This is a genomic window from Amycolatopsis tucumanensis (assembly GCF_021654135.1).
GTDB classification, from domain to species: Bacteria; Actinomycetota; Actinomycetes; order Mycobacteriales; family Pseudonocardiaceae; genus Amycolatopsis_E; species Amycolatopsis_E tucumanensis.
Genome location: NZ_JAKGSD010000001.1, coordinates 478,434 through 491,172, shown reverse-complemented (window position 1 = coordinate 491,172; position 12,739 = coordinate 478,434). Strand labels below are relative to the sequence as shown.

The following is a 12,739-nucleotide window of genomic DNA, read 5'->3' as shown; positions in this document are numbered from 1 at the left end:
AGATCGCGACGCCGCGCGCCGCGGCGGGTCACGGCCGTCTGACACCACACGCTCTACCCTGTCCGGCATGGCCGCGACCGGCGAGCACGGACGAAACCAGCCGAGGCGGGTGCTGACCACCGCCGACGGCGGCCTGCTGCTGTTCCGGGTCCAGGACGTGCCGGTGCTGCTGGCCCCGTCCTGGTGGGTCGGCTCCCTCGTGGTGGTGGTGCTCTACCAGCCGCTCGTCGACCGGCTCCTGCCCGGCGCGACCGCGGCCACGTCGTGGGCGCTGGCCGCGGCGTTCGCCGTCCTGCTCGGCCTGTCCGTGCTGGCCCACGAGCTGGGGCACTGCGTGGTGGCACTGCGGATGGGGATCCCGGTGCGGCGGCTGCGGCTGTTCCTGCTCGGCGGTCTGTCCGAAGTGGCCCGCACCCCGCGGCGGCCGGGGCAGGAGGGGCTGATCGCCGCCGCCGGGCCGGTCGTGTCCGTGCTGCTCGCGGCGTTCTGCGGCCTGCTGATGTTCGCCGTCCCGCCGGACGGGGCGGTGTGGCTGCTGGTCGCCGAGTGCGCCGTGGCCAACCTCGCGGTCGGCGTGTTCAACCTGCTGCCCGGCCTGCCGCTGGACGGCGGGCGCATGCTCCGCGCCGGCGTGTGGGCGGTCACCGGGCGCCGCGCCAGCGGCACGCACGCGGCCGTCGTGGGCGGCGGGATCGTCGCGGCCGGGCTGCTGGTGTGGGCGATGTTCGGCATGGTCTCCGGCACCGAGGACCGCTGGCTGCGGCTGGGCGTGTGCGTGGTCACCGCGTGGTTCGTCGCCGCCGGCGCCGCGTCGGAGCTGGCCGCCGACGCCAACCGCGGCTGGCCGGAGGGGCTCGCGGTCACCGAGCTGACCCGGCCGGTGCTGCAGCTGCCCGCGGAGAGCCCGGTGTCGGACGCCCTGGCGGCCGCGGCGGGCAGGGGAGTGGTGCTGGTGCGCGCGGACGGCGTCGCGGCCGGGCTGCTCGACGAGGGCGCCGCCGAACGGCTCGCCGAGACGTCACCGCAGGCCCCGGCGGAACTCGCCGCGGAGCCGATCCGCGCCGAGACCGTGCTGCTCGCCTCCGAACCGGGGGAGGAGATCGCCGAGCGGGTGCGCGAGACCGCCGCGTGGCAGTTCCTCGTGGTCGACGACGAGGGCCGCCCGGCCGGGGTGCTGCGCCGGGAGGACCTGCGCTCGGCGCTGTCGGGCCGCCGCGTCCGCTGACCGGCGGGTCTGCGAAGATCGAGCGCTGCGATCGCGCGAGTTTCGAGGAGTCAATCAAGTGCAGGTGAGCGGGCCGTTCCGCCCGGGCGACAGGGTGCGTCTGACCGATCCGAAGGGGCGGAACTACACGCTGGTGCTCGCCGAGGGGGAGGAGTACCACACCCACCGCGGCGCGCTGAAGCACGACGACCTGATCGGCAAGCCGGAGGGCTCGGTGATCACGTCCGTCGGCGGCACCGCCTACCTGGCGCTGCGGCCGCGGCTGGCGGACTACGTGCTGTCCATGCCGCGCGGCGCGCAGGTGATCTACCCCAAGGACGCGGCGCAGATCGTGATGTGGGGCGACATCTTCCCGGGCGCGCGGGTGCTGGAGGCCGGCGCCGGGTCCGGCGCGCTGACCTGCTCCCTGCTGCGCGCGGTGGGCCCGGAGGGCAGCGTGCTGTCCTACGAGGTGCGCGAGGACCACGCCGAGCACGCGGTCAAGAACGTGGAGCGGTTCTTCCGGGAGCGGCCGTCGAACTGGACGCTGAAGGTCGACGACCTGAAGAACCACAGTGGCGAGGTCGACCGGGTGATCCTGGACATGCTGGCGCCGTGGGAGGTGCTCGACACCGTCCACCGCAGCCTCGTCCCGGGCGGGGTGCTGGTCGTCTACGTGGCGACGGTGACCCAGCTGTCGCGGGTCACCGAGGCGCTGCGGGAGATGCAGGGCTGGACCGAGCCCGAGTCGTGGGAGAGCCTCGTGCGGCCCTGGCACGTGGTGGGCCTGGCGGTGCGCCCGGAACACCGGATGGTCGGGCACACCGCCTTCTTGCTCACCACGCGCCGGCTGGCCGACGGGGTGACCCCGCCGCGGCCGCAGCGCAGGCCGAGCCGCGGCTGAGGTCCTCCGTCAGTTGGTCCGGTCGCCCAGGTAGCACCACACGCCGCCCTCGTTGGCGAGGCCGAGCTCGAAGTCGTTGGTGCCGCCGGGGCCGACCGCGTGCACCGGGACGTAGGCGGTGTCGCCGGTGACGTCCGGGCTGCCGGTCACGGTGACGGTGATGCCCGACGGGATGTCCGGCACCGACTGCGGGCGGCTCGCGCACACCATCGACTGGATGGTCGCCTTGTCCCCGGTGCTGTAGGCGGTGGCGATCGCCTGCGCGGTCTCCTCCGGCGTGGACTTCGCGCCCGGCGCGGCGGTGCCCTTCGGCGTCGAGCTCGACGTCGGCGTGCGGGAGCTGCTGGGCGCCTTCTCGCTCGAGCTCGCCGGCGGGGCGGCGCTCGTGCTGGGGGCGGCGGAGTTGTTGTTGTCGTCGCCACCGGTCAGCAGCAGGATCGCGGCGACCGCGCCGCCGATGACGACCACCGCGGCGATCGCGATGCCGACGATCAGGCCGGTCTTCTTCTTCGGCGGCTCACCGCCCGGCCCGCCCGGGAACTGCTGCGTGGCGTAGGAGTCGGCGTAGGGGTTCTGGCCGAACTGCTGCGTGCCACCGGGGAACCCGGGTGGCGGGGTCTGCGGGTAGCCCGGCTGCCCGCCCTGCGGGTACCCGGGCTGCTGCGACCCGCCCTGGGGCTGCCCGGGCTGCTGGGGGTAGCCGCCGCCCGGCTGCTGCCCGTAGGGGCCCGGCTGGCCCTGCTGCCCGTAGGGGCCTTGCTGCCCGTAGGGCCCGGGCTGTTGCGGCGGGTAGGTCATGATCGGGTTACCCCTTCTCGGATGGGTGGGCTCAGGACTCGTCGACGCACCAGTTCGACCCCTGTCGTTTCAGCGGCATCTTCGCATTCTGCTGGTCGCCGTTGTAACGCAGCGCGACCGGCACCTTGGCGGTGTCGCCGGTGATCTCGGCCGGGCCGGAGATGGTCGCCTGCAGCTCGGTCGCCGCGTCCCACTGGGACTGCAGCGAGGACACCTCGCTGTCGCTGGCGCCGCCGCAGGTCAGCGCGGCGTACCGGCTGGCGCTGCGGGCGTTCATGGCGTCCACGACCTGCTGCGCGACGCTGTCCGCGCCGCCCGTGCCGCCACCGCCGGCCGCGGTGGAACCGGTCGTGCGGGACGAGCGGGACGACGGCGCGGCGGGGGTCGAGGAGTTCGCGCGCGCGGTGGGGCTCGCGGCCGAGGAGGAGCCCGCGGCGGCCGTGGTGGTGCCGCCGTTCTCCTCGTCGCCGCCGAGCGTGAGCACCAGCGTGACAGCCACGCCGGCGACCACGACCACGGCCGCCGCGATGCCGGCGATCAGGCCGGTCTTCTTCTTCGGCGGCTCACCGCCCGGGCCGCCGAAGCCGCCCCCAGTGTCAAAGCCGCCGGCGCCGAAGCCGGGAGCGCCGTGGCCCGGAGCGCCGAACTGCTGCGTCGTGCCGGCGAACCCGGGCGGCGGCGTCTGCGGTTGCTGCGGCGGCTGGGGCGCGCCCTGCGGGTAGCCGGGCTGCCGCGGTCCGCCCTGGGGGTGTCCGGGCTGCTGCCCGTACGGGCCCGGCTGTCCGTAGGGGCCCTGGGGCCCGGGCCGGCCCGGGCCGTGCGGCGGGTAGGTCATGGACGGCCGTCTCCTCGTTCACGTCGGGTGTCTGCCTGCCTTCGACGCGCCGAAGCGGCATCCGGTTTCTCCCCGGACGCGAACCGGGGCTGTAACGCGAGCGATCGTAGCGCCGATATCGGACAACTCGATCTTGGCCGCCCGGCGTGGCGGCCCGCGATCCGGTGCGGCGACGTGAAAACCGCCCGGGTTTGAAGAAGGAGGAGAAGGGGAAGACGCCCTGTGAATGTCCTGTAAAGCCTTGGTTGGGTGGTCGTGACATGAGTGAATCGCTCACCGCCCGGATGGCCGCTGTTGGTGGCCGGGCGGCTACTGTCCGTAGTTTTTCGAGCGGTTCGCCGACCGCCCGCCGGGACGCCTGTGTAACGGTTCCGTCCGGGTTCGTGATGCGACGCGCCGATCCTGTGATGCGGATAGGGCTTTTCATGTCGGTGATCGCCGGTACCGTGGGTTAAAAGCACTCCGAGGAGGTGCCGACATGCAACACGACCTTCCCGGAGGTCGGCACGAGGACGCCGACCCTTCAGAGATCAGTGGAGCTGGAACGACGCCGGACGAGCAGGCGCGGCAGGTCCGCTTCCTGGAAGAGGAAGTGGCTCTGCTGCGGCGGAAACTAACCGAATCACCCCGTCAGAACCGTGTGCTGGAACAGCGCCTCGCCGAGGCGTCGGAACGAGTCGCCCAGCTCACGGAGCGGAACAACAAGCTCGTGGAGACCCTCCGCGAGGCGCGGGGACAGCTCCTCGCGCTGCGCGAAGAGGTCGACCGGCTCGCCCAGCCCCCGAGCGGGTACGGCGTGTTCGTCGCCGCGTACGAGGACAACACCGTCGACGTGTTCACGGCAGGCCGCAAGATGCGGGTGTCCGTGTCGCCCGCGGTGGAGGTGGACTCCCTCCAGCGCGGTCAGGCGCTCCGGCTGAACGAGGCCCTGACCGTCGTCGAGGCGGGCGACTTCGAGCTCACCGGCGAGGTCTGCTCGCTGCGCGAGGTCCTGACGCCGGCCACGGAGGGTGGCAGCGCCCGCGCTCTCGTCGTCGGCCACGCCGACGAGGAGCGGGTGGTCTGGCTCTCCGACCCGCTGGCCGCGCAGACGCTCAAGCCGGGCGACTCGCTGCTGGTGGACTCGAAGGCGGGCTACGCCTACGAGCGCGTGCCCAAGGCCGAGGTCGAGGACCTCGTGCTGGAAGAGGTCCCTGACGTCCGGTACGAGGACATCGGTGGTCTCGGGCGGCAGATCGAGCAGATCCGCGACGCGGTGGAACTCCCGTTCCTGCACGCCGACCTCTACCGGGAGTACGAGCTGCGGCCGCCCAAGGGCGTCCTGCTCTACGGCCCGCCCGGTTGCGGCAAGACGCTGATCGCGAAGGCGGTCGCCAACTCGCTGGCCAAGAAGGTGGCCGAGGCACGCGGGGACGGCGACTCGAAGGACGCCAAGTCCTACTTCCTCAACATCAAGGGCCCGGAGCTGCTCAACAAGTTCGTCGGCGAGACCGAGCGGAGCATCCGCCTGATCTTCCAGCGGGCTCGGGAGAAGGCCTCCGACGGCACGCCCGTGATCGTGTTCTTCGACGAGATGGAGTCGATCTTCCGCACCCGCGGCAGCGGCGTCTCCTCGGACGTGGAGACCACGATCGTGCCGCAGCTGCTGGCCGAGATCGACGGTGTCGAGGGGCTGGAGAACGTCATCGTCATCGGCGCCTCCAACCGCGAGGACATGATCGACCCGGCGATCCTGCGGCCGGGCCGGCTGGACGTGAAGATCAAGATCGAGCGGCCGGACGCCGAGGGTGCGAAGGACATCTTCTCCAAGTACCTGACGCCGGGGCTGCCGATCCACGCCGACGACCTCGCCGAGTTCGGCGGGGACGCGCAGGCCACGATCGACGCGATGATCCAGAACACCGTCGAGCGGATGTACGAGGAGACGGACGAGAACCGGTTCCTCGAGGTCACCTACGCCAACGGTGACAAGGAGGTCCTGTACTTCCGGGACTTCAACTCGGGCGCGATGATCCAGAACATCGTGGACCGGGCGAAGAAGGCGGCGATCAAGTCGGTGCTGGAGACCAAGCAGCCCGGTCTGCGGGTGCAGCACCTGCTCGACGCGATCGTCGACGAGTTCGCGGAGAACGAGGACCTGCCCAACACCACCAACCCGGACGACTGGGCCCGGATCTCGGGCAAGAAGGGCGAGCGGATCGTCTACATCCGCACGCTGGTCACCGGGAAGAACCAGGAGTCCGGCCGGGTCATCGACACGGCCACGAACACCGGCCAGTACCTGTAACCACAGGTGGGCCAGGGGAGGCCGCCGATCCGTCCGGGTCGGCGGCCTCCGCCGTGTCAGGGGCGCGCCGCGCGCCGCCCCGCCCAGTAGGCGAGCAGCACCCCGCCGGCCACGACCAGCACGCACCCGATCATCAGGGGCACGTTCGGCCCGGCGCAGGACAGCGAGTCCGGCGTGCAGCTGCGGAACGGCCCGCCCTGGCCGCTGGAGTCGTACCGCTCCGCCGAGAACAGGAACACCAGCACCGCCATGCCGTGCACGGGGGCGAGGAGGACCGTCACGGCGACCGCGGCCGCGCCGCCGCGGAGCCGTCGGATGATCTTGTCGGGCACGTGGTGAAGACGCTTCCCGGCGGTTCCGGTTGCCCGGCGTGTCGTCCGCCGGTGGCCGTATAACGACCTATACTGCGCGCCATGACCGAGCCCGCGGCCGAGATCCGCGCCCCGATCACCGAAGCCGACGTCCTGGCCTGGCTCGAGGAGACCGCGCAGGCGGTCCGCGCGCACGCCGTCCCGCCGGAGGAGCTGATCCGGCTGCTGGGGGAGTTGCGGCGCGCATCGGCGGCCTGTGCCGACGCGTCGGACTGGGTGCTGCTGGCGGCGCGGGAGGAGGGGGCCAGCCTGCGCCAGATCGCGCCGGTCTTCGGCAAGGGCTACGTGCGGGCGCCGGCGGCGCGGCTGGAGAAGCTCCACCGGCAGGCGCTGAACTCCGAGCAGTGGCTGGACATCCTCCGTCAACGAGCATCAGGCGTATAACGACCTATACGCGGCGGCTTTCGGCGAAAAACCGCCGGTGGCCCGCTCCGCGGGCGCCCCGGAAAAACCCGCACGGAAAGGACAGTCCCCTGCGAATCGGACTCGGCCTGGCGGCCCTCGGGCGGCCCGCCTACATCAACCTCGGCCGGAGCAGCGAGCTCCCGGTCCGGCGGGACGTGCGGACGATGCGCGAGGCGACGTTCGCGGTGCTCGACGCGGCGTACGCGGCCGGTGTGCGCTGGATCGACGTCGCCCGCTCCTACGGCCGGGCCGAGGAGTTCCTGGCCGGGTGGCTGGCCGAGCGCGGCCACGGCGACCTCACCGTGTCCAGCAAGTGGGGCTACACCTACGTCGGCGGCTGGCGCATGGACGCCACGATGCACGAGGTGAAGGAGCACTCGGCGGGCGTGTTCTCCCGCCAGTGGACCGAAAGCCGCTCCCTGCTCGGCAACGCCATCAACCTCTACCAGGTGCACTCGCTCACCGTGGACAGCCCGCTGTTCACCGACGAGGCGCTGCAGCGGGCGCTGGCGGCGCTCAGCGACGACGGGGTGCGCGTCGGGTTCTCCACTTCCGGGCCGAAGCAGGCGGAGGTGATCCGGCGGGCGTTCGAGCTGGAAGTGGCCGGGCGGCCGGTGTTCTCGGCCGTGCAGTCGACCTGGAACCTGCTCGAACCGTCGGCAGGCCCGGCGCTCGCGGAGGCGCACGCGGCCGGGAACCTGGTGCTGGTCAAGGAAACCCTCGCCAACGGCAGGCTGGTGGTCAACCCGCCGCCCGCGATCACCCGCCTGGCGCAACGCTACGCAGTCGGCGCCGACGCGGTGGCGATCGCGGCGGTGCTGGCCCAGCCGTGGGCGGACACGGTCCTCATCGGCCCGTCCAGCCCGCAGCAGCTGGCCGCCAACCTCGCCGCGAACGGCGTCGACCTGCCACGGGGCGAACTCGCGGCGTTGCGGTCGCTGGCCGAGCCGCCGGAACGGTACTGGGATCGGCGATCCTCGCTGCAGTGGCAGTGAAGGCTTCGACTAATCTCAGCGCCCACAACGCATACTGAAGGGAACGTCACCGTGCGTCATGGAGGGATGGTGGTCCTGGCCGCGGTCGTGCTGACCGGGCTCACCGGGTGCGCGGATCGCCCGAACGACCTGGAGACCTACTACGACAAGCCGGCGGACTCGACGACGACGCCGGTGACGGCGCCGTCGCTCGCGCCGAGCGTCTCGGTCGGCCAGGCGGCGGCGAACACCCCGGTGAACCACATCGCCGAGGACGTGGCGGCGGCGGTGCTCACCAAGAGCGACCTGTCGGGCGAGGGCGTGCGGGAGGCGGCGGCCCGCGCTGCCAACGGTTCCTGCTTCGACGCCGTGCCCGCCGGGGACCCGCGTGGCTCGACCTGGCTCTACAACAGCGGTTCCTCGCTGACGCAGCAGGTCACCGGCTACCTCGACCGCACCGCGGCCGAGGTGCTCGCGCAGGTCGACTGCGACGGCACGGCGCTGACGGTCGCCCGCCCGGCCGGCGCGGAGGCCGCGCGCGCCTGGTGCGACGGCACCACCTGCACGCTGCTGCTGGCCGGCGGGCACGTGCTGTCCGGCCTGCAGGTCACCGCGAGCACGCAGAACCGGGCCGCGGAAGCGGTGAAGGGCCTGGCGTCGCTGGCCGCCGGGAAGCTGCCGCGGAGCTGACCGCCCGGACGGGAAAGCGCTACCCGCGGCGGAACCACTCGTGGATCGCATGCCTGCCGTCGGGCACGAAAGGGCTTTCCGGGTCCTCCGCGAAGGCCCGCAGCTCGTCCAGGGGCATCCACCGGCCGGAGACGATTTCCTCCGGCTGGTGGACGACCGGGCCGTCCCAGCGCGCCTCGTAGGCGAAGTAGTGGCAGCGCACCGGCGGCTGCTCGAACGTGAACGTGAACAGGGGTCGCAGGGGCACGCCGCGCACGCCCAGTTCCTCGGCCAGCTCCCGTTCCGCGCCCTCGGCGGGTGTTTCGCCCGCCGCGACCACGCCGCCCGCCCAGCAGTCGTACAGGCCGGGGAAGACGTCCTTGTCCGGTGAGCGCCGGTGCACGTACACGCGGGAGCCGTCCCCGGAGCGCACCAGCACCAGCGTCGCGGCGTGCCAGAGCCCCTGTTCGCGCATGTCGGCGCGGCGCACCCGGCCCACGACCGCGCCCGCGGCGTCGTAGTGGGCGACCATTTCCTCAGCACTGCTCACCATCTTGAACCAGCATGGCAGATCCGGGTGCTTTACCTGGTCGCAACCGGTGGCCCACTCACCGTTGCCGCCCGCGACCCGTAGGCTTGGGACATGCGGCGGATCATGGGAACCGAAGTCGAGTACGGCATCGCCGTGCCGGGCGACGCGACGGCCAACCCGGTACTGACATCGACGCAGGTCGTGCTGGCCTACGCGGCGGCGGCGGACATCCCGCGGGCGCGCCGCGCGCGGTGGGACTACGAGGTGGAGTCGCCGCTGCGCGACGCCCGTGGTTTCGACCTGGCCGGGCCGGGCGGGCCGGGGCACGACCCGGACGTGGAGGACCTCGGCGCGGCCAACGTCATCCTGACCAACGGCGCCCGGCTCTACGTCGACCACGCGCACCCGGAGTACTCGGCGCCCGAGGTGACCAACCCGCGGGACGGGGTCATCTGGGACAAGGCGGGCGAGCGGGTGATGGAGGAGGCCGCGATGCGGGCGGCCACCGTGCCCGGGCAGCCGGTGCTGCAGCTGTACAAGAACAACGTGGACGGCAAGGGCGCCAGCTACGGCACCCACGAGAACTACCTGATGGCCCGTTCGACGCCGTTCACCTCGGTGATCGCCGGGCTGACGCCGTTCTTCGTGTCCCGGCAGGTGGTGACCGGTTCCGGCCGGGTGGGTATCGGCCCGCAGGGTGAGGAGGCCGGCTTCCAGCTGTCGCAGCGCTCGGACTACATCGAGGTCGAGGTCGGCCTGGAGACGACGCTGAAGCGGGGGATCATCAACACCCGCGACGAGCCGCACGCGGACGCGGACAAGTACCGGCGGCTGCACGTCATCATCGGCGACGCGAACATGGCCGAGTACTCGACGTACCTGAAGCTGGGCACGACGGCGCTGGTGCTGGACATGATCGAGGCCGGTCAGCGGTTCGACGACCTGAAGCTGGACGAGCCGGTGCGGGCGGTGCACCAGATCAGCCACGACCCGACGCTGAAGACGAAGGTGGGGGTGGCGGGCGGCCGCAAGTACACCGGCCTCGACCTGCAGTTCGCCTACCACGAGCTGGCGGCGGCGCACCTGGAGCGCACGGGCGGGGACGCGGTGTCCAAGGAGGTGCTGCGGGTCTGGGGCGAGATCCTGGACGCGCTGGCGCGGGACCCGGCGGAGTGCGCGGACCGGCTGGACTGGCCCGCGAAGCTGCGCCTGCTGGAGGGCTACCGGCAGCGGGACAACCTGGGGTGGGCCGCGCCGCGGCTGCACCTGGTGGACCTGCAGTACTCGGACGTGCGGCTGCAGAAGGGCCTGTACAACCGCCTGGTGGCGCGCGGCTCGATGAAGCGGCTGGTCACCGAGGAGGAGGTGCAGGCGGCGATCACGAACCCGCCGGAGGACACGCGCGCCTACTTCCGCGGGCGGGCGCTGGAGAAGTACGCGACGTCGATCGCGGCCGCGTCGTGGGACTCGGTGATTTTCGACGTGGGCAAGGAGTCCCTGGTCAGGATCCCGACGCTGGAGCCGCTGCGGGGCACGAAGGCGCACGTCGGCCGGCTGCTGGACGAGTCGGAGACGGCCGAGGAACTGGTCGAGGCGCTGACGGGTTCCGACTGACCGCAGCGGGAAAACCACCGATTGTCGTGGTCTCTGGGTAGGCTAGGGACAGGACTCACCGGGAGGCGAGATGGCTCAGGAGAAGATCGAGAAGCACGGTGGCGGCGGCTCCGACGACGAGGTCGAGGGTGGTGCCCCGGCCGGCCAGGAACGCCGCGAGAAGCTGGGTGAGGACGTCGACACGATCCTGGACGAGATCGACGACGTGCTCGAGGAGAACGCCGAGGACTTCGTGCGCGCCTACGTGCAAAAGGGCGGCGAGTAACCGCTCACCCGCGGCCACTAGGGTGGTCGCACCGAGTAGCTTGTAGTGCCGGCTGTCGCGCTTCCGCGGGTGTTTCGCCCGCGGAAGCGCCACACTTCGTCGATGGGAACCACGAGCACGTATGGAACACACCTCGGGCCCCACGGGCTCCGCGCTGCCCGCTGCCTTCTTCTCGAGCACGACGTCGTCGTTCGCCGAGTTCCTCCGCATGCAGGCGCCTGACCTGCTGCCGGGCCGACGGCAGCTGCCCAATTCCGGTGCGGGTGAGCTGGACGCGCCGCACGGCACCACGATCGTGGCCGTGTCGTTCTCCGGTGGCGTGCTGATCGCCGGTGACCGGCGGGCGACGTCGGGGAACCTGATCGCGTCGCGGGACATGGAGAAGGTGCACGTCACCGACGGTTACTCCGCGGTGGGCATCGCGGGCAGCGCCGGGATCGCGCTGGAGCTGGTGCGGCTCTACGCGGTCGAGCTGGCGCACTACGAGAAGATCGAGGGCGTTCCGCTGTCGCTGGACGGCAAGACGAACAAGCTCGCCACCATGGTGAAGGGCAACCTGGACGTGGCGATGGCGGGACTGGCGGCGCTGCCGTTGTTCGTCGGCTACGACATCGAGGCCGACGACCCGAAGCGGGCCGGGCGGATCGTCTCCTACGACGTGACCGGTGGCCGGTACGAGGAGCGCGCGGGCTACCACGCGATCGGGTCGGGGTCGCTGTTCGCGAAGTCGGCGCTGAAGAAGCTGTACGACCCGGAGGCCGACGAGGAGACCGCGATGCGCACCGCGGTGGAGTCGCTGTACGACGCGGCCGACGACGACAGCGCGACGGGCGGGCCGGACCTGGTGCGCCGGATCTTCCCGACGCTGGTGACGATCACCGCCGAGCGCGGCGCGGTGCGGCTGCCGGACGAGCAGGCCGCCGCGGTGGCGGAGGCGGTCGTCGCGGGCCGGGCCGAGCAGGCCAGCCACGGCCGCACCTGATCCGCGCGGTCGCCGTAGCCGAACTTCCCTTCCTTCGAGCATTCTTGGAGCCTCACCGTGACGATGCCGCTGTACGCCTCTCCTGAGCAGTTGATGCGTGAGCGCTCGGAGCTCGCGCGCAAGGGCATCGCGCGCGGCCGGAGCGTGGTCGTGCTGAAGTACCGCAGCGGTGTGCTGTTCGTGGCGGAGAACCCGTCGACGACGCTGCACAAGATCTCCGAGATCTACGACCGGATCGGGTTCGCCGCGGTCGGCCGGTACAGCGAGTACGAGAACCTGCGGGTCGCCGGCATCCGGCACGCGGACCTGAAGGGTTACCAGTACGACCGCCGGGACGTGACGGCGCGTGCGCTGGCGAACGCCTACGCGGCGACGCTGGGCAGCATCTTCACCGAGCAGCTGAAGCCGTACGAGGTGGAGCTGTGCGTGGCCGAGGTGGGGTCGGTGCCGGAGGAGGACCAGCTGTTCCGGCTGACCTACGACGGTTCGATCTTCGACGAGCCGCGGTACGTCGTGACCGGTGGGCAGACCGAGCCGGTGGCGAACAAGCTGAAGGAGATCTACGAGGACGGCCTGGAGCTGCGGGACGCGCTGAAGGTCGCGCTGGACGCGCTGCGGGCGGTCAGCAACAACGGGGACAGCGCGCCGTTGAAGCTGGAGGTCGCGGTGCTGGACCGGGAGCGGCCGGGGCGCAAGTTCCGGCGGATCCAGGGCGCGGCGCTGGACGCCTTGCTGCCGGAGCAGCCGGCCGAGTCCGCCGGGGAGGCGGAGGAGAAGCCGGAGGACGGCGAGACGCCGCCGGCGAGCTGAGCTTGGGTGAGAGGCCCTCGGACTTCGGTCCGGGGGCCTTTTCGCATTTCCGGGTGGTGGGGCCCGCGCGGTGTTGCTGGGAGGGCCGG

General features: G+C 71.8%; 14 protein-coding genes. 10 read left to right on the top strand and 4 right to left on the bottom strand.

Annotated features, from left to right (window positions below; translation table 11 throughout):
• Positions 1-67: 67 nt before the first annotated feature.
• Together L2C96_RS02550 and L2C96_RS02545 are read left to right on the top strand one after the other, a co-directional pair.
• Positions 68-1,225 carry a M50 family metallopeptidase gene (locus L2C96_RS02550; protein ID WP_237334950.1) on the top strand — a complete coding sequence of 386 codons (1,158 nt, stop codon included), beginning with the start codon at positions 68-70 and terminating at the stop codon, positions 1,223-1,225.
• 58 nt (positions 1,226-1,283) lie between these two features.
• Positions 1,284-2,108, top strand: a complete 825-nt coding sequence (locus L2C96_RS02545) for a tRNA (adenine-N1)-methyltransferase (protein ID WP_237334949.1) — start codon at positions 1,284-1,286, stop codon at positions 2,106-2,108.
• 9 nt (positions 2,109-2,117) lie between these two features.
• On the opposite strand, the gene L2C96_RS02540 is transcribed toward L2C96_RS02545, so the two are convergent.
• Together L2C96_RS02540 and L2C96_RS02535 are read right to left on the bottom strand one after the other, a co-directional pair.
• On the bottom strand, positions 2,118-2,906 hold the full coding sequence (locus L2C96_RS02540) for a flagellar basal body-associated FliL family protein (protein WP_237334948.1): 789 nt from the start codon (positions 2,904-2,906) through the stop codon (positions 2,118-2,120).
• Between the two features lie 31 nt (positions 2,907-2,937).
• Positions 2,938-3,741, bottom strand: coding sequence for a hypothetical protein (locus L2C96_RS02535; protein ID WP_237334947.1), 804 nt, complete (start codon positions 3,739-3,741; stop codon positions 2,938-2,940).
• 478 nt (positions 3,742-4,219) lie between these two features.
• On the opposite strand from L2C96_RS02535, the gene arc reads away from it, so the two are divergent.
• Positions 4,220-6,028, top strand: coding sequence for a proteasome ATPase (arc, locus tag L2C96_RS02530; protein ID WP_026153131.1), 1,809 nt, complete (start codon positions 4,220-4,222; stop codon positions 6,026-6,028).
• Between the two features lie 56 nt (positions 6,029-6,084).
• Here the strand turns inward: arc and L2C96_RS02525 are convergent, their stop codons facing one another.
• Positions 6,085-6,360 carry a hypothetical protein gene (locus tag L2C96_RS02525; protein WP_237334946.1) on the bottom strand — a complete coding sequence of 92 codons (276 nt, stop codon included), beginning with the start codon at positions 6,358-6,360 and terminating at the stop codon, positions 6,085-6,087.
• 81 nt (positions 6,361-6,441) lie between these two features.
• Between L2C96_RS02525 and L2C96_RS02520 the strand changes: the two genes are divergently transcribed.
• The 3 genes from L2C96_RS02520 (at position 6,442) to L2C96_RS02510 (ending at position 8,468) form a co-directional block, all read left to right on the top strand.
• Positions 6,442-6,783 carry a hypothetical protein gene (locus L2C96_RS02520; protein ID WP_237334945.1) on the top strand — a complete coding sequence of 114 codons (342 nt, stop codon included), beginning with the start codon at positions 6,442-6,444 and terminating at the stop codon, positions 6,781-6,783.
• Between the two features lie 185 nt (positions 6,784-6,968).
• Positions 6,969-7,799, top strand: a complete 831-nt coding sequence (locus tag L2C96_RS02515; protein WP_237334944.1) for an aldo/keto reductase — start codon at positions 6,969-6,971, stop codon at positions 7,797-7,799.
• A 66-nt stretch (positions 7,800-7,865) separates the two neighbouring features.
• Positions 7,866-8,468, top strand: coding sequence for a hypothetical protein (locus tag L2C96_RS02510; RefSeq protein WP_237334943.1), 603 nt, complete (start codon positions 7,866-7,868; stop codon positions 8,466-8,468).
• A gap of 19 nt (positions 8,469-8,487) precedes the next feature.
• On the opposite strand, the gene L2C96_RS02505 is transcribed toward L2C96_RS02510, so the two are convergent.
• Positions 8,488-8,997, bottom strand: coding sequence for an NUDIX hydrolase (locus tag L2C96_RS02505; RefSeq protein ID WP_237335128.1), 510 nt, complete (start codon positions 8,995-8,997; stop codon positions 8,488-8,490).
• 93 nt (positions 8,998-9,090) lie between these two features.
• Here L2C96_RS02505 and dop point away from each other — a divergent pair, with 93 nt between their 5' ends.
• The 4 genes from dop to prcA all read left to right on the top strand — a co-directional run bounded on the left by dop (position 9,091) and on the right by prcA (position 12,650).
• Positions 9,091-10,593, top strand: coding sequence for a depupylase/deamidase Dop (dop, locus tag L2C96_RS02500; RefSeq protein WP_020422790.1), 1,503 nt, complete (start codon positions 9,091-9,093; stop codon positions 10,591-10,593).
• Positions 10,594-10,663: 70 nt separating this feature from the next.
• Positions 10,664-10,858 (top strand): ubiquitin-like protein Pup, encoded by a 195-nt coding sequence (locus L2C96_RS02495; RefSeq protein WP_017982463.1) that lies wholly within the window; start codon positions 10,664-10,666, stop codon positions 10,856-10,858.
• Between the two features lie 121 nt (positions 10,859-10,979).
• Positions 10,980-11,840 (top strand): proteasome subunit beta, encoded by an 861-nt coding sequence (gene prcB, locus L2C96_RS02490; RefSeq protein ID WP_237334942.1) that lies wholly within the window; start codon positions 10,980-10,982, stop codon positions 11,838-11,840.
• Between the two features lie 57 nt (positions 11,841-11,897).
• Complete coding sequence (prcA, locus tag L2C96_RS02485) at positions 11,898-12,650, top strand: proteasome subunit alpha (protein WP_027936582.1); 753 nt, start codon at positions 11,898-11,900, stop codon at positions 12,648-12,650.
• Positions 12,651-12,739: the final 89 nt, after the last annotated feature.